At 55.1% G+C, this 26228-nt stretch carries 13 protein-coding genes; 6 read left to right on the top strand and 7 right to left on the bottom strand.

The features are described from left to right. Positions 1-206 precede the first annotated feature (206 nt). Positions 207-5087, top strand: a complete 4881-nt coding sequence (locus ACI1P1_RS08635) for an S-layer homology domain-containing protein (RefSeq protein WP_416215973.1) — start codon at positions 207-209, stop codon at positions 5085-5087. Positions 5088-5253: 166 nt separating this feature from the next. Next, a complete protein-coding gene (locus ACI1P1_RS08630; protein WP_416215972.1) occupies positions 5254-10167 on the top strand; it encodes a family 43 glycosylhydrolase in 4914 nt (1637 codons plus the stop codon). Between the two features lie 306 nt (positions 10168-10473). On the opposite strand, the gene ACI1P1_RS08625 is transcribed toward ACI1P1_RS08630, so the two are convergent. Then, on the bottom strand, positions 10474-10698 hold the full coding sequence (locus ACI1P1_RS08625; RefSeq protein WP_416215971.1) for a hypothetical protein: 225 nt from the start codon (positions 10696-10698) through the stop codon (positions 10474-10476). 82 nt (positions 10699-10780) lie between these two features. On the opposite strand from ACI1P1_RS08625, the gene ACI1P1_RS08620 reads away from it, so the two are divergent. After that, positions 10781-13822, top strand: coding sequence for a glycoside hydrolase family 2 TIM barrel-domain containing protein (locus tag ACI1P1_RS08620; protein WP_416215970.1), 3042 nt, complete (start codon positions 10781-10783; stop codon positions 13820-13822). Between the two features lie 625 nt (positions 13823-14447). Here ACI1P1_RS08620 and ACI1P1_RS08615 read toward each other — a convergent pair. Beyond that, complete coding sequence (locus ACI1P1_RS08615; RefSeq protein ID WP_416215969.1) at positions 14448-15425, bottom strand: YpdA family putative bacillithiol disulfide reductase; 978 nt, start codon at positions 15423-15425, stop codon at positions 14448-14450. A gap of 199 nt (positions 15426-15624) precedes the next feature. On the opposite strand from ACI1P1_RS08615, the gene ACI1P1_RS08610 reads away from it, so the two are divergent. After that, entirely contained in the window at positions 15625-17223 is a 1599-nt protein-coding gene (locus ACI1P1_RS08610) for a PstS family phosphate ABC transporter substrate-binding protein (RefSeq protein WP_416215968.1), read from the top strand. Between the two features lie 88 nt (positions 17224-17311). Here the strand turns inward: ACI1P1_RS08610 and ACI1P1_RS08605 are convergent, their stop codons facing one another. Beyond that, the gene (locus tag ACI1P1_RS08605) at positions 17312-18388 is read right to left on the bottom strand and encodes a bifunctional 3-deoxy-7-phosphoheptulonate synthase/chorismate mutase (RefSeq protein WP_416215967.1); all 1077 of its coding nucleotides are present in this window, start codon (positions 18386-18388) and stop codon (positions 17312-17314) included. 797 nt (positions 18389-19185) lie between these two features. On the opposite strand from ACI1P1_RS08605, the gene ACI1P1_RS08600 reads away from it, so the two are divergent. Both ACI1P1_RS08600 and recQ read left to right on the top strand, forming a co-directional pair. Continuing rightward, positions 19186-19884, top strand: coding sequence for a TerC family protein (locus ACI1P1_RS08600; RefSeq protein ID WP_416215966.1), 699 nt, complete (start codon positions 19186-19188; stop codon positions 19882-19884). A 163-nt stretch (positions 19885-20047) separates the two neighbouring features. Beyond that, positions 20048-21838 carry a DNA helicase RecQ gene (gene recQ / locus ACI1P1_RS08595; RefSeq protein WP_416215965.1) on the top strand — a complete coding sequence of 597 codons (1791 nt, stop codon included), beginning with the start codon at positions 20048-20050 and terminating at the stop codon, positions 21836-21838. Between the two features lie 11 nt (positions 21839-21849). Here recQ and ACI1P1_RS08590 read toward each other — a convergent pair whose 3' ends face one another. Genes ACI1P1_RS08590 through ACI1P1_RS08575 form a run of 4 tightly spaced genes read right to left on the bottom strand, consistent with a single transcriptional unit; the run spans position 21850 to position 26037 of the window. Next, positions 21850-22104, bottom strand: coding sequence for a hypothetical protein (locus tag ACI1P1_RS08590; RefSeq protein ID WP_416215964.1), 255 nt, complete (start codon positions 22102-22104; stop codon positions 21850-21852). Next, positions 22101-23330, bottom strand: a complete 1230-nt coding sequence (locus ACI1P1_RS08585) for a Ger(x)C family spore germination protein (RefSeq protein ID WP_416215963.1) — start codon at positions 23328-23330, stop codon at positions 22101-22103. The genes ACI1P1_RS08590 and ACI1P1_RS08585 overlap by 4 nt, the downstream gene beginning before the upstream one ends. 2 nt (positions 23331-23332) lie before the next feature. Further along, positions 23333-24433: a GerAB/ArcD/ProY family transporter gene (locus ACI1P1_RS08580; RefSeq protein WP_416215962.1), complete on the bottom strand. Its 1101-nt coding sequence runs from the start codon at positions 24431-24433 to the stop codon at positions 23333-23335. Further along, positions 24430-26037, bottom strand: a complete 1608-nt coding sequence (locus tag ACI1P1_RS08575; RefSeq protein WP_416215961.1) for a spore germination protein — start codon at positions 26035-26037, stop codon at positions 24430-24432. The genes ACI1P1_RS08580 and ACI1P1_RS08575 overlap by 4 nt, the downstream gene beginning before the upstream one ends. Between the last annotated feature and the right edge of the window lie 191 nt (positions 26038-26228).

The following is a 26228-nucleotide window of genomic DNA, read 5'->3' as shown; positions in this document are numbered from 1 at the left end:
CCACGCAAATGGAAGAGTCTGCGTCTCGAAAAACAAAAATTGTAAAGAAAAACCTAAAGATTCTTAAGGCTTGCAGGGGAAGGATCCCATTACACTGGAAGCAGCCCATGGGAAGCTTTCGCAAAATGTAAGCGGTTTATTCAAAAAGTCGTTTCCTGTCTGCCCAAATGCTCCACACCAAATCCCCTGAGGAGGAAATTGATGTAATGAGGAAAATGGGTTTATTTGCTTTGTCCCTGGCGGTGCTCCTGGCTACGCTGCTGGTTAATGTAGGCATGGGGAGCAATGTCGCCTATGCGGATGTATCCTCCCACTATCTGAACCCGCTGATGAAGGGGGCCGACCCCACCATTGAACGGCAGGACGACGGATATTATTATTCGGCAGCCGGCGACGGCAATGTGGTATTAAAGCGGCATGAAACCATACTCGGCGTATCTACGGCCAAGAGCAAGGAGGTATGGAAGCGGCCTGATAACTTGGAATTCATCTGGGGGCCCGATGCCCACCGAATTGATGGCAAATGGTACATCTATTTCGCCTCCGGTCCGAAGGTAAGCGATGAGGCGGGGCGATTTGCGTATGGCCATCCCAGCTCTTATGTGCTGGAGAACAGCTCGCCCGATCCCTTCGAGGGGACCTGGGAGCTGAAGGGTTCCTACGATAATGGAGACGGACTCACTCCCCAAGAGGGGCTGCTGAATACACAAAGCTATGGACTGCCTCTCGGTTTCGTCAACATCAAAGGCCAGAGATACATGAGCTACACCAAATATTTCTATTACACCGACCCCGCAACGGGAAATGTGAGATTCGATGAATGCCCCACCATTGTCAAGATGAAAAATCCGTGGACATTGGAGGGGGAAGAGATTACGCTGGCCCGGCCCACCTATGATTGGGAGAAGTACGTGGATAATGTGAATGAAGGCGCAGCCGTGGTGGAGCGCAACGGCAAGGTTTTCTTTGCTTATTCCGCCAGCAGCTATACCCATGACAATTACGCGGTTGGCCTGTCCTATGCGGATCTTACCCAGGATGTAGAGAATGAGGCGGCCTGGATCAAACATCCCGTGCCGATTATGAAGCGTTCGGATGAAAACGGTTCCTATTCCACCGGATCGCCGCTATTCCTGAAATCTGAGGACGGTACAGAGGACTGGAATACATACCATGGTATACCGACTCATAGTCAAGGCGGCAAGAACAGAGAGGTCCGGGCCCAACGGATCAATTGGGATGACAATGATTTCATTAACCTGGGTATCCCCTCCAACCCCGGCACCGTGCTGAGCCGCCCCTCCGGGGAGGAAAAAAGCGAGGTTTATGAAGCAGAGGACATGGAATTATCAGGGGCGACAAGAGCAACCATGAACAGCATCTATGCCTCCTCCGGCCGGTACGCCCGGTACAGCAATGCCAGTGACAGCGACTATACGGAGTTTACCATTAACACGGATGTTGGCGGGACCTATTCCCTGGACTTCCGCTACAACAACAATACGGCAGACCCGGTCACCATGACATTGGGCGTGAACGGGCAGACTCCTGCTGCGCTTGATTTCCCATCCAATGCCGGGCCGGAGAACAAGCTGAATTTCGACTTGAAAACCGTTCACAACATTCAATTGAACAGCGGCAGCAATACCGTGCGTCTTTCCGGCAAAAGCGCCTTGGGCTTGGATGCCATCATTGTCAAAAAAGGCGTCTTGTATGAAGCGGAAAATGCAGCGCTGTCGGGTGGTGCGGCAATTGCTCAAGTGAATCCCGGATACAGCGGTACAGGCTATGCCGGAGGACTCAACGGACCCGAAGCGGCGGTCAGCTTCAACGTAAACGCTCCTCATGCCGGCAGCTATTCGGTCAAGCTGGCCTACGGCGCAGGAACGGAGAACGACGGAACTCTGAGCGTGTACGTGAATGGGGTCAGAATCAAGGAGGCTAATTTCTACGGCCTGAAGCAATGGGACAAGTGGGCTGACCGGTATGACAATGTATTCCTGAAGGAAGGAAGCAATGTCATCACCTACAAACGGGACAGCGGGGATACGGCCAATGTGAATCTGGATTACATCACAGTTACGGAAGCGGCTACCTGGACGTATGAGGCGGAATCCGCCATCACCTCAGGAGGAGCGGATGCCGGAACGGTTCAGGCTCAGGCTGGGAATACCGGAACGGGTTATGTGAGCGGCTTGACTCAAGTAAACTCGTCTGTGGAATTCCCGGTGAATGTGGAATATGCGGCCTCCTATGATCTTAAGCTGCGGTATGCCACAGAGACAGGCGGCAAAACCTTGTTGGTTGAAGTCAATGGTGTGCCTGTGCAGGAGGTGGTCCTCCCTCATTCCGGAGGTGCTGCGGTGTGGAAGGAGCAGGTAGTAACCGTTCCTCTGAACAAGGGAAAAAATAGCATCACCTATACGAATACAGACGGAGACCCCGGTATTATCCATATCGATAATGTCCATCTGAACAAACGCACTCCCTGGAAGTATCAGGCGGAGACGGCAACCCTCACAGGCACACCGGGGATCGGACGGGACCGCCTATGGTTTGAGGGCAACGGTTATGCCGGCTTATTTCAGAAAAAAGGGGATGCCATCAGCTTTGATGTGAATGTCCCTTATACGGCAGACTATACGTCCACCCTGCGTTATTCGGGTGTACAGTCGACCAACCGCACCATGAGCATGTACGTGAACGGCCAACGGATCAAGCAGGTATCCTTGCCGCCTACAGCCAATTGGGACACCTGGGCGGATGCCACGGAGACGGTCAGACTGCAGGCCGGCAAGAACAGCATTGAATTCCGCCGTGAGGATGGGGATACCGGACAGCTGAATATGGACAGCCTGACCCTGGATAAGTTCAGCGGGGGATTCATGAGTACGGCGGCCAAGGAGCTGAACCCCGAGAAGATGGTGAAAATCCAGCCGAAGCACAGCGGCAAGGCGCTGAGTGTAGCTGGCGAAAAGTACAATCAGGGAGCTGCGGTTATCCAATTTTCCAATGGGGATACCAATAGCCAGCTGATGCGGTTCGTGGATCTGGGAACAGGCTATTACCGGATTCTGATTATGCGTGGTGCACGTTTCCTCGACGTCAAGCCTGGTTCGGCAACCCAGGAGCTGATTCTGAATGATACGATTGAAACGGCTCCCACCCCCTCGGAAACGGAGCAGTGGCGTCTGGAGAAGGACGGCGATTATTACAAAATCATTAACAAAAGCAACGGCAAGGTGATTACGGTCAATGACGCGTCCAAAAGCAACAATGCTGTGATCCGGCTGGCCGATGATGAGGGGCAGGACCACCAGCGGTTTAAGATTGAGCTGCGCAACCTGTATGACACTGCCTTCCACGCGGTGTCCGACATCATGGATGTCCCTGCTGCATTTCAGGCCGGACAGGATCTGACTCTTCTGGGTACGGTCACTCCGGATTGGGCTACCCGCAAAAGCATTACTTGGAGCATCAAGGATGCCGGGCAAACCAGAGCCAGCCTGGACGGGAATGTGCTGTCCGCTACTAGAGCGGGAACAGCGGTGGTTACGGCCACGATTGAAGAAGGAAGCGGAGCGGGCGTGAGCTACTCCAAGGATTTCACCATTGCGGTCTCCAAGAAGGATGCGGATGTCAGCCCGGAAAAGGCGACCTATGATCTGTATGTTCCCGGGGATATAAACACGAGTATTATCTGGAATGAAGCGCAGTCCGTAACCGGGGTGGTATACGCGTCAACAGTGACCGGTTCTGTATACAATAGCCCCTTGGGACCGGAGGGGTATACGGTCAACGGGGAAACTCTGACTATCAAGCAGGAGGCTATGGCCGGACTGGGGCTGAAAAGCGGCGATACCGTTGACTTCTCCATCCAGTTTAATCAGGGGAATCCGGCGGTTCTCAGCGTCAATGTAATAGACAGCTTTGCCCTGGCCAGCCACCCGATTAAGGTGGCAATTGAAGGGCGCGGTACTGCAAGTGCCAGTCTGGCATCCGCCGTGAAGGACATGGCGGTTACTCTCACCGCCACGCCGGACCCGGGTCAGCTCTTCAAGGGCTGGAGAGTGGATGCCCCCAGCAGCTTGAAGGTGAACGATAATACCTTTACCATGCCCGACGAGGAGGTGGTCATTACAGCGGTGTTCCAAGCGCCGTCCTACAAGGTGATTTATAACGCCAACGGTGCGGCAAGCGGTTTGGCGCCGGCAGATGGCGGCAGCTATGAGCAAGGTGTCACCGTCTCCGTCTATGGCAACACCGGCGGTCTGGATAAGCCCGGGTATAGCTTTGCCGGCTGGAATGTGCAGGCGGACGGCAGCGGAGCCGGTTATAAGGAAGGCCAAACGTTCACAATGGGCGGAGCGGATATAACTCTGTATGCGCAGTGGACGGTGAATAGTTCGGGAGGCTCTTCCGGGGACAGTTCGTCAGATGGGGATTCTTCCGGGGAAAGTCCTCTTCCAGTACCACCGGAAGTGCCGGTGAAACCCGGAAACAGCGCCCGCCAGCCGGCAACCCCTCCCGCTTCGAAACCGGCAGTCAGCTTCCGTGACCTGGCGGCGCACTGGGCGGAATCCGATATTAAACAAGCGGTTGAGCTGGGAATCGTCAGCGGTTATCCCGACGGCACATTCAAGCCGGATGGAGCTGTAACACGCGCAGAATTTGCTGTTATGCTCATTAATGCGCTTCGGCCGCAAGAGAAGCTCTTGAATAGCGAGCCGCTGCCGTTTACCGATTTGGAAAAAATTGGCGAATGGGCGCTGAACGCTGTGGCCCAGGCGGTGCAAGCAGGGATTATTTCCGGCTACGAGGACGGCTCCTTCCGCCCGGATGCCAGAATTACCCGCAGTGAGATGGTCAAGATGATTGCCAACGCGCTGGGCCTTAAAGACGAATCGGCATCATCCACAGCGTTTGCAGATGACACGGCTATTCCCGATTGGGCCAAAGGGGCCGCAGCGGCCTTGAGCAAACGGGGCATTTTGGCAGGCAGGGAAGGGAATCAATTCGCTCCCGGCGATCAGGCAACACGGGCAGAGGCAGTAAAAGTGCTGCTGAATATGCTGCGCAACATTTAAAACGATTACAAAAACAATTTAAGATTGTCCATTTTTATGCGGTTTCTGGAAAGGTAGAATGAGGGAACGGATGGGAAAGCCTGATCCAACAAGGGGACAAGGAAATGAAAGCGGTTTAGGCAGCATGTCAGTCAACGGGCAGCGAAGATTCCAAGGAGGCGTACAAATGGTCAAGAAAAAATTCAGGTCTCTGCTGCTTTTTCTCGCGGTGCTGCTGATGCTCCCGCAATGGGGCGGAGTGGCTGCGGCGGCAGAGCCGGGGCAATCCAAGCCGGATTCGGTTTCTGCACAGGAGGGCAAAACAGTGTCGGATTTTTACAACGTGATTATGCAAACAGGCGCTGACCCGTGGGTTTATAAGCATACGGACGGCTATTACTACAATGCTTTTGCTAACAGCAGCGGTGTCATGATCCGCAGATCGAAGACCATCTCCGGCATTGAGGCGGGGGAAAGACGCCTGACCTGGTCACCGGTGTCCGGCACCATGTACAGCTCCAATGTGTGGGCCCCGGAGATGCATTATTTGAAGGATACCGACGGCAATTATAAATGGTATGTCTACTTTGCCGCTGACAACGGAACTAATGCCAACCACCGCATGTATGTGGTGGAAAATTCCAGTGCCGATCCTATGACAGGTACATGGGAGTTTAAGGGCAAAATTACCGATCCCAGTGACCGTTGGGCCATTGACGGCACGGTGCTGACGGTTGGGGAGCAGCATTATTTCATCTGGTCCGGCTGGGAGGAAACGGATGGAAGCTTCCAGAACCTATACATCGCCAAAATGAGCAACCCGTGGACCATCAGCTCGGAGCGGGTGTTGATTTCCACATCCCAATACGACTGGGAGTCGCTTCCGGCCAGAATTAATGAAGGCCCTCAGGTTACGGTTAAGGACGACACCATCAACCTGATTTATTCCGCCAACGGAAGCTGGACGGACAGCTACTGTCTGGGACTAATTACAGCCAAAACAGGCGACGATTTGATGAATCCCGCATCCTGGGTCAAAAAAGACCAGCCGATTTTCTCCAGCGCCAACGGCGTTTACGGCCCTGGCCATCACAGTATCGTCTCGTCTCCGGACGGCACCGAGGACTGGATCATTTATCATGCGGCCCGCTGGCCGGGATCAGGCTGGACCCGCAAGGTCCACACGCAGAAGTTCACGTGGAATGCCGACCATACACCGAACCTGGGTGTGCCGGTGGATCCCAACACTCCAATTGCCGTACCCTCCGGCGAGCCGGTGAGACAGCGTTATGAAGCGGAGCAGGCACAGCTGGTGAAGGACCCGGCCGGTGAAGGGACGCCCGCTGTCCGTCGGGAGCCCAGTGCTTCCGGGGGAATGAAGGTCACAAACCTCAACAATCCCAATGATGTTGTCCAATTTACCGTTAACGTGCCGGAGGCGGGTTTTTATCTGCTGGCCGTGCGCAATGCCAATGGCTCACCCAGTGCCAACGATGCGTCCCATATTCTGTCGGTCAACGGGGGCTCCGGTGCCAACTTGGGCATTGTTTATTCAGGAGTGAACCGCTGGGGGCTTTCTTCAGCGAAGCTGTATCTGAAGGAAGGCAGCAATGTCCTCCGGTTCTCGAAGGGCAACAATTTCGCCGACATCGACAGTCTGGATCTTGTTAGGCTGAACACATCGGAGCTGTTATTCGGTGCACCGGGGTATACCTTGGGGCTGAATGGCTCCTTGCCGCTGCCGCTGTATACGGTGACAGGCACAACGTATTCCGCTGTGGAGACAGGAGCCGTAATCACCTCCTCCGACACCAGAGTAGCTGTTGTTGATGGAGGCGGCTACGTCAATGCTGTTGGTGCAGGCAGCGCCACCATCACTGCCACCTATAACGGTAAAACCACAACTGCGGCCATTACTGTCGCCGCGGCGCCCAAAGCTGTCCAGTCCATTGCATACGGCGGTTTGGACCGCCTGCTGACAGCCGGACAAACAAGCCGTCCCTTGCAAATAACCGCCCGTTTTTCAAACTATGAGATGGTGAATGCACCGGCAGGGGATGTCCAATATACCAGCAGCAATCCCGGAGTAGCCAGAATTGTCGCAGATTCGGTTACACAATCGGTCTATGCAGTTTCACCGGGTACAGCGCTTATTACTGCCGATTACAAAGGCAAACAGGCCATCTTCACCGCGACGGTGGTTGCGTCCTCTGATGCAGTTCAGGTTGCTTCTACCGTGAAGACATCCTCCGGTATGGCACCGAAGCGGCCCTCTGTTGTGGATGTTGTTTACCATAATGTGCCGAAGCAGGCGGATGTGGTGAGCTGGCAGCCGGAGGGCTTGAATTTCAGCTCCCTGGGTACGGTTCAGGTGCCGGCCACCTTGAAGGTGGATGGCCGTGATCTTCCTGCGGCTATTGCCGTAGAGGTGATTCCGGGATGGGGACTGGACGAAGTGGTAAACCAGCTGAACAATAAGCTGGTTAACCTCTCCTATCCGTTGGGCGATGGATTAGGCAACTATAGCCAAGCCAAGTACGATGCCTTCGTGGCTGAGGTGAACAAGGCAGAGCCCATGGCTTTAAACGCCGAGCTGACCAAGGAACAGTTTGAGGCGGAGCTGGAGAGTCTGGCCCAGGCGGAAGCCGCGCTGTTAGGGTCACTGAACAATAATCAGGACGGCGCTATCTATAACGCTTACCGGGATTTCTCCGGTGATACGGTAGGCAAATTTCCGTACGGCATCACCTCTGAGGCTCTGACGAATGGAGCTGCGGCTGCGGTTCAGGAAGAGTCCGGCAATAAATTCCTCCGGCTGACTACAACCGCTACTTCAGGCAAAGTAAACCTGTTCCTGCCGTTTGCAGGCGAGGTAAAGTCGGGAGAGGATGAGCGCATTGTCATTGAATACCGCGCCCGGTTGAATACCAGCTTCCAATACGCCAATGGCGCCATGGTGAGGAATGACAGCGGCACCGGCAATTATTCCGTGGTTTCCGCTTTTGATATGGGCAAAATTCTGGTGCAAAACGGTCCCACAAAGAATAAGCTCATCGACTTCCAATTAAATACCTGGTACCACATCAAGATGGTGGCCGACTGGAATGCCAAGAAGTATACCGTTTATGTCAATGATGCTGTGATCGCCACCGATTACAATTTCCGCCATGCAGGCGGCAACAAGCTGGTTGGCCAGCTATTCGGCATTGACGGTTATGCCAATGCCTCCATGGACTTCGATGATTTCAAGACGATGGTGATCGGAGGACCAAAGGCTGCGCCGGAGGGACTTACACATACCGATGCAACAGCGGCTGGGGCCACGGATGGGCGCATTACCGGGGTTAACGCCTCCATGGAATGGTCCTCCGACAATGGGATCACCTGGAAAGCAGTGGAGGGGACGGAGATAGCCAATTTGTCCCCGGGAACGTATTGGGTGCGTTACACTGCTACGGATACCCATAAAGCCAGTCCCCATGTGGCCTTGACCATTGCAGAGTACCAAGCTCCGCCGGTCAAAGTCACCGGGGTGACCCTGAACCAGACTACCGCACAGCTGTATTCCAACCATGGGGCTTCAACGGTTCAGCTCACCGCAGATGTGAAACCTGCTGATGCGGCAGACAAAGCAGTGACCTGGAGCAGCTCCGCTCCGGCAGTGGCTACTGTGGATGAACAAGGACTTGTAACGGTTCATGCCGCCGGTACAGCGGTCATTACAGCGACTACGAAGGATGGCGGGTTTACCGCTGCTTGTACGGTGACGGTAAGTGTATACACGCAACCGGAAACACCTCCCGTTCATGTGACCGGGGTGACCCTGAACCAGACTACCGCCCAGCTGTATTCCAACCATGGGGCGAAAACGGTTCAGCTCACCGCGGATGTAAAGCCTGCTGATGCAGCAGACAAAACAGTAGCCTGGAGCAGCTCCAATGCGGCTGTGGCTACTGTGGACGGACAGGGGCTGGTAACCGTTCATGCCGCCGGTACGGCGGTGATTACGGCGACTACGAAGGATGGCAGTTTTACCGCTGCGTGTACGGTGACGGCAAGTGTGTACTCGGATTCCAGCCCAAGCGATCCTGACCCGGAGACCTCAAACGGAGGGACCACTCCACCCGCTTCAACTACACCTCCTGCCGGGACCAAAAACGAGGACGGCAGCACTACCACCAGTGTAACCGACCCGGCAACTGGTGCAGTGACGGAAACTACGGTTTGGCCGAATGGGGACCGTGAGGTGGTTACGAAGGAAAGCAACGGTACTACGACCGAGATTGTCACCAAACAAAACGGAAGCAAGCGTGAAACCGTCAGCAAACCGGATGGCAGCAGCCGTATTGTCACAACGGATGTGAAGGGAGTTAAGGTAGAAACCACTGTAACTGCCCTCGGGAAGGTAACCTCCGCTGTTGTTATGCCGGAAGGTGTGGCACGGGCGCAGGTCACTGTTCCGTTTACGAATGCTTCTGCTTCCACGGTGGTTTATGCGGTCCGGGATAACGGAACCCGGGAGATCATCGGAACGGTAGTTTCAGCGGAGGGAGTAAGCTTTACCGCCAAGAGCAATATGACCGTAGAGGTGACTGACCACAAGGTCAGCTTCCAGGATGTGCCCGGCACGCATTGGGCAGCCGAGGCGATCGCCTTCACCACCGGCAGCGGATTGTTCACCGGAACGGATAAAGGAAGCTTCGCACCAGATGCAACACTGAGCCGTGCTATGCTGTTCACGGTTATGGCGCGCCTGCAGGGTGTGGAGACCGACGGAGGGGAATATTGGTACAGCAAGGCTAAGGATTGGGCGGCGGCCTCTGGCATCAGCGACGGCAGCGCTCCGGAAGCTTCCATCACGCGGGAGCAGTTGGCTACGATCCTGCACCGGTACGCCGGTCAGCCTGCGCCAAGCAGCAACGGCAAAAGCTTTGCGGACAGCGGAGAGATCTCCGGCTGGGCAAACGATGCCATGGCTTGGGCTGTGTCGGCCGGTATCCTGAACGGCAAAGAAGGCAACCTCCTGGAGCCCGCCAGTGCAGTCTCCCGGGCGGAGCTGTCCGCCATGTTGATGCGTTATATCGCGTGGCGCAGCAACTAAGAGAAGCTGTTGATTCTAAGTAAAATCAATAAGACCAAGGAGCCAGGCGGTTTGTCCCCGCTAACGCTCCTTGGTTTTTTGTGTAGTGGTTTTGCTAACGGACCCAGGTTCCGTTATTTTCTGAAAAAACGTCGTATTCCCGTTTTTACGGACTGAGAAGCCCTTATTTGGATCAAAATGTGGTTTTTGGAGGGGCGGGCAAGCAAATAACGGATCCTTGGTCCGCAAGATTTTCATAAGAGTGCATTTTTGATAAATAACGGATTTCTGGTCCGTTAGCACAGCGGGGGTAACTCCAAGAAGCCGTTACTGAAGCTGCCGCCGAAGCCAAGCCGAAGCTGCCGCCGAAGCCACTGCCGAAACCGTGCCGAAGCCTCTCCCGAGCCACTGCGGAAGCTGCCGTGCGGTAGTTGTGCAGAAGCCGCTGCCGAAGCCGCTCGCAAGCTGCTCACAAGCTGCTTCGGGGCTGCTCAACAAGCGGATAATCTGGCTAGTATTTTCTTTTATATATTCATATTGTTTTATTCTCATTTAATAAATTTCCATAGATGAAAGGGAAATCAACTATTATAATAATCATATCGTTATATCCGAACACAAAGGAGCGATGGTGATGATTCAGGTAAACCGATATTGGGAGAACCCTGAGGTGCTGCAGGAAAACCGTGAGGCACCCCGGGCTTATTACATTCCATACCGGGACGAGGCCTCCGCAGATTCCGCCAAAAGAGGTGCTTCGCCCCACTACCAGACACTGAACGGCGGTTGGAAGTTCAGCTACTACCCCAGTGTCAAAGAGGTGCCGGAGGACTTTTACCGCGCGGATGCGGAGGTTTCCGGGTGGGACGATCTGCTGGTGCCCTCCTGCTGGCAGACCAACGGCTATGACCAGCTGCATTATACCAACGTGAATTATCCGATTCCCTTCGATCCTCCATTTGTACCCGATGCCAATCCCGCGGGGCTGTATGTCAGAGAATTCCGGTTGAAGGATACATGGAAGGACAAGGAACAATATCTGGTGTTCGAAGGGGTCAACTCCTGCTTCTATCTGTGGGTAAACGGAGAATATGCGGGCTACAGCCAAGGCAGCCGGATTCCTGCAGAATTCCGCATCACCGATAAGCTGCACTCAGGCGTCAACCGGATCGCCGTTATGGTGCTGAAGTGGTGCGACGGAACTTATCTGGAGGATCAGGATCTGTGGAGATTCTCCGGTATCTACCGGGACGTGTATCTGTTAGCCCGGGAGCAGCAGCACATCCGCGATGTGTTCAACCGTCAGGAGCTGGCCCCGGACTTCAGCCATGCCGCACTTCAATGTGAGATTGAAACCATCGGTCCGGTTCAGGTTTCGGCTGTATTGAAGGATGCGGCGGGTTCTGCGGTTGCCAACGGAAGCGCTCACATTGACGGCTCCGGTCTGATCAGGTTAGTGGTGGAGAAACCGGTGCTGTGGAATGCCGAGACTCCTTATCTGTACAGGCTGTATCTGACGGCGGGAGGGGAAACGCTGCGTTTTTCCACCGGGTTCAAGGAAGTGAAAATACAGGAAGGGGTATTCACCGTAAACGGCAGGGCTATCAAGCTGAAGGGTGTGAACCGGCATGATTCCCATCCGCAGCTGGGGCAAACCATTCCGTTGAACCATATGATCCAGGACCTGAATCTGATGAAGGCCCATAACGTGAATACCATTCGCACCTCCCACTATCCCAATGATCCCCGCTTTCTTGAATTATGCGACCAGTACGGCTTCTATGTGGTGGACGAGGCGGATCTGGAGTGCCACGGCGTGGTGAACGCAGGCTCCTGGGAGGCGGGAAGCTTCCATACTTTGACCAACCACCCGGATTGGAAAACGGCCTTTGTGGAGCGGGCTGTCCGTATGGTAGAGCGGGACAAAAACCATGCCTGCATTGTGATGTGGTCCATGGGCAATGAATCCGGCTACGGGCCCAACCATATCGCCATGGCGGAATGGACCCGCAGGCGTGATCTCTCCCGTCCTGTTCATTATGAAGGCGCAGCGGCCAAATATAACGGCGATCCTAATATTGACGCTCTGGATGTGCAAAGCCGGATGTACGCCTCCATCTCGGAGATGATTGAGTTTGCGGAGAATCCGGATAACACGAAGCCGTTGTTTCAATGCGAATACAGCCATGCCATGGGCAATGGCCCCGGTGACCTGAAGGATTATTGGGATGTCATCTACCGTTATCCGAAGCTGATGGGCGGTTGTGTATGGGAATGGTGCGACCACGGCATTCTCACCCGAACGGAGGATGGAGTACCTTATTACGCATACGGCGGAGATTTTGGGGATAAGCCCCACGACGGCAACTTCTGCATCGACGGCCTGGTTAGCCCGGACCGGAAGCCTCATAAGGGCCTGCTGGAGCTGAAGCAAATCATTGCCCCGGTGCGGATCGGCGAGAAGGACTTGGCCGCGGGCCAACTGAGCGTGACCAACCTGTATGACTTTGTAGACTTGTCCGCGCTGTTTTTTGGATGGAAGGTGGAAAAGGACGGGGAGTGTGTAGCCCAAGGGGAGCTCTCCGGCGTAAATGCAACGCCCGGTGAAAGCTGCATTGTGCAGGTGCCTTATATGCTTCCGGCTGATGGGGCCGGACGGTATTATCTGACAGTAAGCGCGCGCACCCGCCAGGATTATCCGTGGGCGGAGGCCGGTTATGAGGTGGTGTTCGCCCAGTTCCATCTGCCTGCCAAGGCTGCCGGTGACACCGCGTTGTCCGCGGCTGCGTTGGAGCCTGTGGTGCCGGTAGAGGCTGAGCAAAGGGGACATGTGCTGGCGGTTTCCGGCTTCGAGTTCAGCCATGCTTTTGACTTGTACGAGGGTGTGTTTACCGGAATTACCTATCACGGGGTGCACATGTTGGCCGGTCCTGTGAGCTTCAACATCTGGCGGGCGCCGACGGATAATGACCGGAACATCCGCCACAAGTGGCAGATCGAGGGATTTGACCGCGCCGGAATGAAGGTGTACAACACCACCTGGTCCAAAACGCAGGCTGGCGGAGTGGAGATTGCAGTCCACTATTCACTTGGGGGATATATCCGCAAGCCCATCCTCCACGGTGAAGCCGTCTGGCAGGTAGACCCGGCAGGCGGGATTACACTGGAAACCCGGGTCCAGGTGCGGGAGGATGTGCCGTTCCTTCCCCGTTTCGGCCTGCAGATGACTATGCCCGCAGGCAATGAAGAGGTGGAATATTTCGGATACGGGCCGCATGAAAGCTATATGGACAAACGCCACAGTGTCAAGAAGGGCAAATATCTGGTTAGCGTGGACGACATGTTCGAGAATTACGTGATGCCCCAGGAAAACGGCTCCCGCTATGGCGCGGACTGGGTGATCGTATCCAATCTACTGGGGATGGGACTGAAGTTTGTCTCCGGTGCGGAGCATTTTTCCTTCAATGCCTCCCATTATACACCCGCGGATCTGGACAAGGCGAAGCACACCTATGAGCTGTCCCCCCGGAAGGAAACCATTGTGCAGTTGGATTACAAGCTGAGCGGAGTGGGCTCCAATTCCTGCGGGCCGGAGCTGTTGGATCAATACCGCCTGAACGAAAAGGAATTCAGTTTCAGCCTTAGCATCACCCCGGTGTTTAAGGAGGAGCTGTAGGCGCGAAAGTGTGCTGAAGACCTGGAAACAGGGGGACAGTGCATGGTGTGCCGGTGACCGGAGGGAGTGAGCGGAAGGTGCGGAGTGAACTGAAGGCAGGGGAGCGCGGGAGATTGTGTGTAGTGTACGGGTGGCCGGAGGGAGTGGGCGGAAGCCGGGTTCTAACGGACAGAGAAGCCGCTATTCCCCGGAAAACAGGAACTTTTCCGCTTTGGTGGACTCTGGTTCCGTTATCTGCGGTAAAAGCCGCTATTCCGGGCTCGAAACAGCCAAATAACGTCTCCTGTGTCCGCGAAAAACTCACATAGGCGCATTTTAGCCGAATAGCGGCTGTACGGTCCGTAACATAACCCTCGCGCTGCTCCGGGCCAGCCCGCCGCAACAAACAGACCCTAACGGGAAGCTTGCTCCCGTTAGGGTCTGTTTGCTGCCGGCACAACTGCCTGGTGGCAAGCCCCATGCCTTCTGCCCACTGCCTTGCGCGCTGCCTCAGCGCAATTCCTGCTCGCTGGCTCCATGCGCTGTCGCTCCACGCTGTCGCTCCACGCTGTCGCTCCACGCTGTCGCTGCTCGCTGGCTCCCAGCTGGTGCTGCCTGTGCGCTGCCCGCGCATTTGCCTGCGCCTTTAAGCCCGCCCCGCCAGCAGATGGGCGGCGATCAGCTTGCCATGGCTGCGCCCGGTCTCAATGAAAATTTCATTGGCGTCCCGCCCCGCAGCCACCACTCCGGCCAAATACAAGCCGGGCACATTGGTTTCCATGGTAGCCGGATCAAACTTGGGGATTTCCCAATCCCCCTCCACGGTCACCCCGGCGGCGGACAGGAAACGGCGGCTGGAGCGGAAGCCGGTTAAGGCCAGCACAAAGTCGTTCTCCAGCTCCTGCACCCCCTCCGGAGTCCGGACCCTTACATGGCCCAGGCTGATGACCTCTACCGTAGAGTTGAACAGCATACGGACACGTCCCTTATTCACCATACTTTCAAATATCGGCCGGACCCAAGGTTTGATGTTGGGCGAATAGTCCGAACCCCGGTAGACCACCGTAACCGATGCATTGACCTTCAGCAGATCCATGGCGGCATCCACGGCGGAGTTGTTGCCCCCGATAATACAAACCCGCATCCCGGTGTACGGATGGGCCTCCCGGTAGAAATGCGTCACATTGGGCAGCTCCTCCCCGGGAATGCCCAACAGATTGGGATGGTCGAAGTAGCCTGTGGCCACAACCACAGAACGGGCGGCATGGGCTGTTTTTTCTCCCAACCGGTTCAGCGTTTCGACAATAAAGCTTCCATCCGCCTGCGGAATAACCGCCGTCGCCTCCTCATAGGACCGGATGCGGACCTGGCTGTGCTGAGCTACATTGCGGTAATAGGTCAGCGCCTCCAGGCGGTAAGGCTTATCGTTGGGGGTGGAAAAGGGGTAGTCTCCGATCTCCAACAGCTCCGGTGAGCTGAAAAACTGCATGTAAGTGGGATACTGGCTGATGCTGTGGGCGACCACATGCTTTTCCAGAAGCAAAGGATCAAACCCTGCACGCTTCAGCTCAATTCCGGCGGACAGGCCGCAGGGACCCGCTCCGATAATAATGACCTCTTCCATGGCCTTAACCTCCGACAGCAGGACTTTGTGAACCAACCAAACCATACTATTCCATTCCATTCCATACACTACCTTATTATTGTAGCACATCTCCTGAAATAACACGGTCCGGTCAAAAGCCGTACAAGGTTATGCTATAATATGGATGGACCTGTATCCGATGTATGGATATTGGATTCAATTACCATGGAGGTGCGTCTTGAGTTCCACACCCGATCATCAAAGCTTGCGTCCCGGGTACATCGTAAATATTGTATTGATTATCTTTTTGGCTCTTCCTTTATTGTTATCCCTGGTGTTTGTCCCCCTGCTGATGTCCAATGCCTTTCATGCCGGAGGCGAATACGGGCTGGGCCAATTAAGCCTGGTATTCGTGATTCCGCTGGCGGTCGGAGCAGTAGCGGGAATCGCATTCTGCACAGGCAGCCGCAGCAAACCCACGTCGCCTTGGGCGCGTTATGTACCGGTGGCGGCACCGCTGGTTTTACTGCTTATCATCGCCGTTTATGCTTACACAGTCTCCAACGGCAATTACAATAGTCCCGCTTGGGGTGTGTTCGCCTGGGCCAATCCCGCCTATCTGATCGTCAATTTGCTCTTGGTGTTAGGCGGGTTAGGCGGGTTGATGCCGGTGCATGAGCTGTCCGCTGCCGCCGGATTTGTCCTGGGTTTTGTATGGTGGGACATCCGGAGCCGCCGGAGCTCCGGCAGGACGGTTGCGTGGCGTGCAGCAGGCTGTCTAATTGCCATCGCCGCGTGCACCTGGCTATTCATCGGCATCGCCAACAAGGAGCAGATCCAGGATGGAATCGCCAAGCTCCGATACGGGGAAGCCGGGATGAAAACCGACCTGTCCGAATACGATCTTTCGAAGATAGCGCCTTTCAAGAAAAACAACGGTTTGGCCACGCTTGGCCACAAACCCCAGCTCAGCTTCACGGACCTGAACGAAATGCCCCGGCTGGACGGAGCCACCGCTTTGTACCCCATATATGCTGCGTTCGCCGAGACGGTTTATGAGGGACTTGGGGAATGGAATAAACAAAACACAGCCACAGAGACCCGTCACAACGTATATGTCTCCGTGGACGAGTTTCCGTATTCCATCGTCATGTGCACCACAACCCCCAATGCATATGAGAATCTCATCAACAAAAAAGCGGATATTATTATTGTAGCGGAGCCGTCCCAAGCCCAGTTGGAGGTGGTCCGGTCCCGGCAGGAAGAGCTTGTCATGACACCATTAGGCAGCGACGCCTTTGTCTTTTTTGCCAACAAGAACAATCCGGTGAAGGATCTGTCCATACAAGAAATCCGGGATATCTATACCGGCAAGATCACCAACTGGAATGAGGTAGGGGGCAAAAATCTAGACATTCTCCCCTACCAGCGGCCGCAGGATTCGGGCAGCCAGACTACCATGCAGAACAAGGTCATGAAGGGATTGGAGATGATGGAGCCCGATACCATCAGCCGCGCCGGAGGGATGGGCGAGGTGATTTCCAAGGTTGCGTCCTACCGCAATTCCAAAAACGCCCTGGGGTATACCTTTATGTATTACGCCTCCTCCATGGTGAAGGATAACCGGATCAAGTATCTGGCGGTGAATGGGATCAAACCCTCACCGGATACCATCCGGGACGGCAGCTATCCTTTCGCAGGGCATTTCTACGCGGTCACCCTCAAGTCCAATACCAGCCCGCAGGTAAAGAAGATGCTGGATTGGATGACCTCCCCGGAGGGGCAGGAGCTGGTGGAGAAAACCGGGTATGTGCCAGTGAAAAGCTCCTCGAATTGATGCAATCCGCTACTGCCTGCCGTGTGTGTAACATACAACAAAGCCGCCGGAGCAATCGCTGCCGGCGGCTTTTTCATCATATATCTTATTATTTCTTGAACAGCCCGGAGCCCAGGACGTCGGTCATGAACTTCTGGAATTGAGGAATATCCAGCTGTTGGTCCGCATCGGACAAGGCTGTAGGCGGGTTCGGGTGAACCTCCACCATGATGCCGTCTGCACCGGCAGCCAGGGCTGCTTTGGCGCACGGCACCAGAATATCCTTGCGGCCGGTGGAATGAGTCACGTCTACCAGCACCGGCAGGTGGGTTTCCTGCTTCAGAATCGGAACGGCGGAGATGTCCAGGGTGTTCCGGGTCCACTTCTCATAGGTGCGGATACCGCGTTCGATGAGGATGACCTGGTTGTTGCCGCGGGAAACAATGTATTCCGCCGCCAGGATGAACTCCTCCAGGGTAGCTGCCAGGCCGCGCTTCAGCACGATGGGTGTGCGGGATTCGCCGGCTGCCTTCAGCAGCTCGAAGTTTTGCATATTGCGGGCGCCGATTTGGATAAAATCGATGTACTGGCCGGCAATTTCGATATGGGCGGGATCCACGATTTCGCTGATCGTGGCCAGACCGAACTCGTCGGCTACTTCCTTCATCAGCTGCAGGCCTTCAATGCCCAAGCCTTGGAAATCATATGGGGATGAACGGGGTTTGAAGGCACCGCCGCGCATCAGCTTCACACCGGATTCCTTCAGGGCTGCGGCAACCGTGCGCAGCTGCTCGCGGCTTTCCACGGAGCAGGGGCCTGCCACCATGACGGAGGAAGCGCCGCCGATGGACAGATCCTTCACCGTAATCACCGTGTCGGCGGATTGCTTTTTGCGGCTGACCAACAGCTCCTTGCGGTGGTTGGTTTTTTGCAGATCCAAGGAAGCCTTGAAGATCTGCTTGAACAGGTGGCGGATGGTGGCATCGTCAAACGGACCTTTGTTGGCCTCCACCAGGCTTTCCAGCATGGCATGCTCGCGCACCGGGTCAAATTTCGGAATCCCTTGCTTTTGCTTGACCTCACCAATCATCTTGGCGATTGACGCACGCTCCGAGATCAGCTCCAACAGCTGGCTGTTAATGCTGTCCAGCTGCTTTCTTAGTTGTTCCAGTTGCAAATTTTCCATTTCGCACACTCCCTGTTTTGGTAAATTTGGGTTATAGCTGAAAATAAAAAAAGCCCTCCGTCGCAAGGGACGCAAGAAGCTGTGGTACCACCCTAATTCGAATCGACCCGTTGGCCCGTATGCCTGAATATACATAGACAGCGGCGGATCTCTTCCTCTGGACCATGATAACGGTATGGGGACCGGTTGCCTCTACTGGCCGCACGGGGCGGGGGTTCAAAGCACCACTTCGGAGTGAACTTCGGCGGAGCGTTTCCTTGAGGCCTGCTCTCAGTCGGTGGCAAGCCTTTCCTGTCGGAACATACTGTCGCTTACTCTCTCCTGCAACGTGTTTTGCGGAAGTTTGGGGAAAGCCTGTGATTCATGTTAGAAGCGATTATAGAGCATCGTCCGGAAAAGCGCAAGCTCCTGCATGAACGCTGTTTTGCGATAAAGCGGCACAGCGGCCGGGGGGTGGCATTTGATACGGCGGCAATGGAAGGTTTTCATGCAAAAAGGTCTTGACATCTCCTTGGAGCAGGCCTATATTTAAGCTAATTCATCGGCTATAAAGGGGAGTAGCTCTTACAGCAAAGTCGTCAGTACGGGGAAACCCCGGCTTTGTTGGCAACGTTACGTTGTTAGCGAGACCTTTACCGAACACGGTAAAGGCTGTTTTCTGTTTCTTCACAGGCCTTTGCCTATCGGCAGCAGGCCTGTTTTTTATTGCAACGGGGGCCTGTCCGGGGCGAAAGACTTATTTGGGGTAAACATAGGACGTGCCCTTTACACTCATACCCAGAAAGGACTTGGCACAGATGGACTTTATTATTTCACTCCTGTCGATTGTGATGATCGACCTGTTTCTGGCAGGGGACAATGCCATTGTTATCGGCATGGCTGCACGGAACCTGCCCCAGCATCAACAGAAGAAAGCGATTATCGGAGGAACCATCGGCGCGATTGTCATCCGTGCGGTGTCCACCATTCTGGTGGTTTGGCTGCTTAGTCTGACAGGCCTCAAGCTGGTCGGCGGTCTTCTCCTGATGTATATTGCCATTAAGCTTCTGGTGGAAAAGAAGGAAGAGGAAGCCCATATTAATGCGGGCATGAGCATCTGGAAGGCAGTAGGCACCATTATTATCGCCGACATGGTGATGGGTCTGGACAACGTGCTGGCCGTTGCCGGCGCAGCCAACCACAACTATACCCTGGTTATTGTGGGCCTCTTGATCAGCATCCCGATTATGGTCTACGGCAGTACCCTGGTCATCCGCTTGATGGACCGTTTCCCCAAGATCATTTATCTGGGGGCGGCAATTCTGGCCTATACCTCCGGTAAGATGATTACCGGCGAAGGCTTCATCGCTGACGTGCTGGGCGGCGGTTTCCTGCGTTATGCCATCGAGGTTGTTATTGTTGCAATCTGCCTTGGTGTCGGCTACTGGCTCAACAAACGCCAGAACAACGCGCCGGCTCCCGCAGCCAAATCCGATCACCACACAGCCTCCGCTTAAGCAAAAGCAGCAGCGGACTTCAGGTCTACGGCGCCCTTACTCAGGGCGTGACGGGGCCTTTTTTCTATGGTACAGTTACACAAGAGCCAAATTCCGGACAAGCCGGAGAGGCTGCGAACGAAAGAAAGGCACCCCGGATGCGGGGATTTGGGAGGGCAGCAAGTTGCAACAGGCGCACATCCAATTAAAAAAGCATTTTGGCTATGATTCGTTTAAAAGGGGCCAGGAGGAGCTGGTAGAGAGCATCCTTCAAGGCAGAGATGCCCTCGGCGTGATGCCTACAGGAGCCGGCAAATCCGTCTGTTACCAGCTTCCGGCGGCGATGCTGCCCGGTATCACCCTGGTGGTGTCCCCCCTCATCTCTCTGATGAAGGACCAGGCCGACGCCCTGAACCAGATTGGCATTCCGGCTGCACTTCTGAACAGCACGCTCTCCGTCAGGGAGCTGAATGATACGTACCGCAAGATTGCCGCGGGAGCCTATAAGATCGTGTATGTGGCGCCCGAGCGGCTGGAATCCGAACGCTTCTGCCAGCTGGTGCAGGAGCTCTCTATCCCGCTGGTGGCGGTGGACGAGGCCCACTGCGTTTCCCAATGGGGCCATGATTTCCGGCCCAGCTATCTGGCGGTGAACCGGCTTCTGCAGTGGATCAAGCCCCGCCCCGTGCTGGCCGCCTTTACTGCTACCGCCACGGATGTGGTAAAGGAGGATATCGTCCGCCAATTGGGGCTCAGCGATCCCCTGCGGATCACCACGGGCTACGAGCGGGAGAATTTAAGCCTGTCGGTGGTCAAGGGAGCGGACAAGAAGGATTATATCGCCAGCTACCTGCGCTCGCGTCCCAAGGATGCCGGCATCATCTACGCCTCCACGCGCAAGGAGGTGGAGGAAGTCCACCGGTATCTGAACCGGCTGGGCATCTCCGCCGGACGTTACCATGCGGGCTTAAGCGATGAGGAGCGCAGCCGCAGCCAGGAGCTGTTTTTGTACGACATGACCAAGGTTATGGTAGCTACCAACGCCTTCGGAATGGGCATCGACAAATCCAATGTCCGGTTCGTCATCCATTATAATCTGCCGAAGAACCTGGAATCGTATTATCAGGAGGCGGGACGCGCCGGACGGGACGGGGAGCCGGGGGAGTGTATTCTCTTGTTTGCCGCCCAGGACATCATGACCCAGAAATTCCTGCTGGAGCAAGGCGATTCGGAGCCGGAGCGCAAGAAGCAGGAGTACAGCAATTTGAATGACATGGTGGATTATTGCCACACCACGGACTGTCTGCAATCCTATATCGTATCGTATTTCGGAGGCCACACGGCGGAACCCTGCGGGCGCTGCAGCAGCTGCACCGACGAGCGGGAGCTTAATGATATTACCGTGGAGGCGCAGAAGATTTTTTCGTGCATTGTCCGCATGCGCCAGCGGTTCGGCGTCACCATGACCGCCAAGGTGCTCCGGGGGTCGGGGGATGCCAAGATCAAGCAGATGGGCTTTGACCAGCTGCCCACCTACGGAATCATGAAACAAGTGAAGGAAAAGGACATCACCGGCCTGATCAGTGTGCTGGTGGCGGATGGCTACCTGAACCTGTCGGACAGCCAATACCCGGTACTGTCCCTTACCCCCAAGGCACGCAGTGTGCTGGAAGGCACGGAGCGTGTCTTCCACCGGGTGGTAATTCTGCCCCAGGCGGCCGGAGGGGGCAATGCCGGCGCCGCTGCCGGCGGAGCGGACGAGGCCCTCTTCGACAAGCTGCGGCAGCTGCGCCGGTCCTTCGCCGAACGGGAGCGGGTGCCTCCCTTCACCATATTCCACGATGCCACATTGCGTGATATGTGTGTCCGGCTGCCTGGCAGCGAGGATGAGATGCTGGCCGTCAAAGGGGTCGGCAAGCATAAGTTCGACAAGTACGGCAATGCGTTCCTGGAGGAGATCAGGAAGCACCGGTAGCCGCATACCCGTTATTCGTTTGTCATCCCGAAGATATACTGCTCCACAAATTTACTGATTGGAGACAGGACCACGGTGCGCAGAGTGACGGTATTCAGCGGGTCCAGATCGAACTGCTTGGCAAATGCCATATAAGCAGCCCATACCACAAGGCAAGCATACACCAGCTTGCCTTTTTTGTTATTTTTACCGGACATCTTGAAGCCTAGGTACATCACCAGCCCGGACACCAACAGAATAACGAAAGCCGCAAGAATTCCGTTCATTGCTCCTGTTCCTTCTTCGAAAGTTTATTGTACCCCTTGTTGCTGAGCCCGACCTTTTTCATTTTCACTTCAGCGTTAACCTGCAGATTGACTTTTTTGAACACATCCTCCTGGTCCTGCTCCATCTGCTTCCATTGCTTCGGATATCTCCGGTGAATCCACTCCGAGATGCCTGCCACATCGGCATTGGCTTTTTTTGAGGCGGCCCATGCCCGTTTGCACATGCCGACTACCTCGTTTTGGACGCTTTCCTCCATCTTTCGGATGGTTTCCGGCTTGAGGAGATTCGTGGAGCTTCCGGTTTCATTCAGCCATCCTTCTATCTCGATCTTGACGTTCACATTGAATTTGCCGTCTGCCTCCTGGACTTTAATCCTGGTTTTGGAGCTGGTTACCATGAAGGTGGAATCTTTGGCATCTTCCTTGTCCGGATCGGAGGCGAAGGGAATCGTGGAGGCCCGGACCTGGTCGCTTAAGAAGGAAGCGCCAAGCGCTTCTTCATCACTCATCCATCCCACCAGCTTGGTTTCCTTGATGATGGCGGCCCTTCCCAGACGCAGCTTGGAGGGGACGGTGGTTTGCTTCAGCTGGTCAATACCTGTAACCTCCTTGGAACCGGAAATAATAACCTCCGGAACCAGAGTGCTGTGGGACGGACTCAGCATCTTCTTAATTAAGTCATACATCCGCACATTGGGGATTTTGGACAGGTACCGCTCCTGCTTCTCCAGGATACGCTCCAGACCGATGCCCGGAATCGGCTCCGAGCTAAGCAGCTGCTCCAGGATGGACCGGCCGTCTCCGGACGCGATGAGAATGCTCACCGTCTCCCGGGAATCCGAATTGCGCAGGTACAGGTCGACCATTTGGCTGAAGCCTTTTTTGGCAGCCTCCTCCCCGATAACCAGAATGCTGTTATGGCCAAAATACAGCTTCCGCGGCGCCTCCATATAGCTTTCGGACACGGCGCCCTTGATGGTATCCCCTTCGGTGGAATACACCACAACCGGCACCTGGCCGCTGGGTCCGCCTGAAGTCCCCGCTGCCGCGGAGATGGAGGAGGGAAGGATCACCTGGAAGGACAGCACCCACTGCCCGTTTTTGGCTATATCCAAGGCGGCCGCTGAGGTAATGGAGAGCTCGTTCAATTCCGTGCGGTCCCAGCATCCTCCAAGGACAATAGACGAAAGTGTCAACAGGATCACCAACCGGCGGGAACGCCCCATCTTTAAGACCTCCTTTTCCGGGGGACTTTTTTGCGGATGAAAAGGGCCACAGCCAGCAGGGCCGGCAGAACCAGATTCATCCCAAGCAGCTCGTACGGGGTAATATGCTGCATCTGGTTATCGAATACGGTTTCATCGTGGTAGGACACAAAGGCTGTCGCCATAATCACAAGATTCAACCCCAGCAGCACGGATTTGGACGGTTTGATGCGGAAGGTTTCCGTCAGACAGTGAAAAGCGCCGAACAGGAACAGCGTCATTTTGATATAAATGGTGCATACCCAGAAGGATACGAACAAAATATCCAGACGCTCCAGCGTTGTGCCCAGCTTGATGATTTCGATCATGCTGAAGGTGGGGTAGCGGAATTGCTGCGGCATGATCGGACCGAACAGAATCAGACACAGGGCTACGGTGATGGTCAGGTGAAAGCCGGCGGCTACGGTGCCGCCCATGGCTGCTTTGGCAATTCCTTTTTTGGACTGCAAAAACGGGCCAAGCAGCAGAACAAGAGCTGTTTCCGACAGCCATCCCAACGGCAGAAGGCCGCCGTATGCGATATGGGGAAAAGGGGTGTTCATCACCGGCAGCAGCTGGCTCGGTTCAATCAGGTTTATGAACAGAAGCAGGCTTATGCAATACGTGATAATGCTGACGGTGGTGACCACCCCGTTAACCCGGGCGATAACCTCAACTCCTCCATAAACGGCATAGCTGCAAACGCACATGATGATGAACATAATGACCCAATCCGGTGTTTCGAACAGAATCTGATCGGACAGGATATTCGTAAACTCCTGCAGAATGATCGAGGAGATGGAGATGTAGTACAGGGTCAGCAGCAGGCCCACTACAATGGCAATCCACTTGCCTAACCTCTGGGAGATCCAGCCCAAAAAGGAAGATGACTGGGGAACCCGCATGGCAAGGGCGCCGGTCAGCCAGGCAATCCCCACTCCCAGAACGGTTGCTCCGGCAATGGAAATCCAGGCGTCCTGCTTGGAATGGGCCATCACCACACTCGGCACAACCAGAATGGCGGTGGGAATGATGGTGGCATAAATCAAAGCCCCTAACTGCCAGACCGAAATATGCTCCTTCATGATCCGTCTCCTTCCTGCCCGCCTCCCTCCGGCTGCTGAGGGGGTAAAGGCTGCTGGCCTTTGGACTGCCGCTTGGTATTGGCGGGATTGCTGGTGCTGGGACGGTGAATCATGGCCCACTGGGGAGCGCGGATCAGCACATCCTTGAGCTCCGACAGCCGGAGGGGAGAGAAGGGGGTCATGTACGGCACTCCGAAGGAGCGCAGACTCTCCAAATGAATCAGGACCAGCATCATTCCGGACATAATCCCGAACAGCCCGAAGGAGCCACCCAGGATCATCATGGCGAAACGGATCAGCCGGGCAGAGATGGACATGCTGATGTACGGCACGACGAAGTTGGATATGGCGGTGAAGGATACCACGATGACCATAGCCGCCGATACCAATCCGGCCTGAACCGCCGCTTGCCCCAGCACCAAGGCGCCTACAATGGAGATAGCGGGTCCGATGGCCCGCGGCATCCGTACCCCCGCCTCCCGCAGCACCTCGAAGGTAAGCTCCATCAATATCGCTTCAATAAAAGCCGGAAACGGCACTCCCTCCCGTTGGGCAGCCAGGCTGATCAGAAGGGGAGTAGGGAGCATCTCCTGATGGAAGGTGGTAATGGAAATGTACAAGGCGGGGAGAAGCATCGACAGAAAAAATGCCACAAACCGGATGATCCGCAGAAAGCTGGAGATATCCGCCCGCTGGTAATAATCTTCGCTGGATTGGAAGTAGCGGGTGAACAACGCCGGCGCAATCAAAACAAAGGGTGTGCCGTCCACCATTACGGCTACCTTCCCCTCCAATAAGGCGCCTACCACAACATCAGGCCGTTCGGTATTGATTAACGTGGGAAAAGGGCTGTAGCTGGAATCCTGAATAAATTCTTCGATATAGCCGGAGTCCAGAATTGCATCGGTTTCAATTTGCGAAAGGCGTTTGTATACCTCATCTACAATTTCCTGCCGCGCGATGCCGTCCAAATAGATCATAGCCACCTCAGTTTGGGTGACCTCCCCCATCAGGAGCATCTTGGACGCCAGCTTGGGGGATTTAATCCGTCTGCGTACCAGAGAAAGATTGGTGCGCAGGTTTTCGTTGAAGCCTTCCTTCGGACCCCGGATGACGGTTTGGGTGGTGGTCTCCTCCACCGCGCGCTGCTCACCGCCGGATACGTTAACCGCCAGCGCCTGGCTGCAGCCCTCAATCAGGACAATGGCCGAACCCCCGAACAGGCCTGAGAAAATGGCCTCGACAGTGTTTACAGTCTTCACCATACCCAGGGGCACCGCATCCGCTGCGGCAGTCAGAAGGGCGTCGCCGGTTAATCCCGACAGGTTATCCCGTTGGCCAAAACCGGGCTTAACCAGAGTTTGCAGCAGGTCCCTGTCAATTTTGCCGGCATCCACAATGCCTTCGACCAGAATAACCGCCATACGCACTTCATTGGTCATATAGCGGAAGGTGACATCTACATTCTCTACCAATTCGCCATGGATGAGGGACAGGTTTTGATCAAGGCTTTCCGTCAGCGGTTGAGGGGGCTTTTTGGGCTCCGTTCGGGGGGCATGTTTATGCTTGCGTTTTTTCGCCGGTTTTCCGTTCAGAACGTTCATGCTTGCCTTCCTCCTTCCGGGTGGGGCACAGCCCTGTAAGACTTGGGCGGATCGCAGTAAATAGGCAGTCCTTCCAGAATATACATAGCTCTTTCATGTAGGATTCGATGTTTGGTCCTGTTTTATGCGTCCACACAAAGAAGCCCGGGCCAACTGCCGCTTGGGACAGTAGACTCGGGCTCTATGAATAT

The sequence above is a fragment of the Paenibacillus mesotrionivorans genome (genome assembly GCF_046098205.1).
In the GTDB taxonomy this organism is placed as follows: domain Bacteria; phylum Bacillota; class Bacilli; order Paenibacillales; family NBRC-103111; genus Paenibacillus_AR; species Paenibacillus_AR mesotrionivorans.
This window is presented reverse-complemented; position numbering and strand designations above follow the sequence as displayed.

Excerpts from the sequence above, each read along its gene's own strand:
- ACI1P1_RS08605 (WP_416215967.1), bottom strand. The coding sequence starts at position 18,388 with ATGGAAAATTTGCAACTGGAACAACTAAGAAAGCAGCTGGACAGCATT.
- ACI1P1_RS08575 (WP_416215961.1), bottom strand. The coding sequence starts at position 26,037 with ATGAACGTTCTGAACGGAAAACCGGCGAAAAAACGCAAGCATAAACAT.
- ACI1P1_RS08580 (WP_416215962.1), bottom strand. The coding sequence starts at position 24,433 with ATGAAGGAGCATATTTCGGTCTGGCAGTTAGGGGCTTTGATTTATGCC.
- ACI1P1_RS08635 (WP_416215973.1), top strand. The coding sequence starts at position 207 with ATGAGGAAAATGGGTTTATTTGCTTTGTCCCTGGCGGTGCTCCTGGCT.
- ACI1P1_RS08625 (WP_416215971.1), bottom strand. The coding sequence starts at position 10,698 with ATGAGAATAAAACAATATGAATATATAAAAGAAAATACTAGCCAGATT.
- ACI1P1_RS08630 (WP_416215972.1), top strand. The coding sequence starts at position 5,254 with ATGGTCAAGAAAAAATTCAGGTCTCTGCTGCTTTTTCTCGCGGTGCTG.
- ACI1P1_RS08615 (WP_416215969.1), bottom strand. The coding sequence starts at position 15,425 with ATGGAAGAGGTCATTATTATCGGAGCGGGTCCCTGCGGCCTGTCCGCC.
- ACI1P1_RS08585 (WP_416215963.1), bottom strand. The coding sequence starts at position 23,330 with ATGGGGCGTTCCCGCCGGTTGGTGATCCTGTTGACACTTTCGTCTATT.
- ACI1P1_RS08620 (WP_416215970.1), top strand. The coding sequence starts at position 10,781 with ATGATTCAGGTAAACCGATATTGGGAGAACCCTGAGGTGCTGCAGGAA.
- ACI1P1_RS08590 (WP_416215964.1), bottom strand. The coding sequence starts at position 22,104 with ATGAACGGAATTCTTGCGGCTTTCGTTATTCTGTTGGTGTCCGGGCTG.
- ACI1P1_RS08600 (WP_416215966.1), top strand. The coding sequence starts at position 19,186 with ATGGACTTTATTATTTCACTCCTGTCGATTGTGATGATCGACCTGTTT.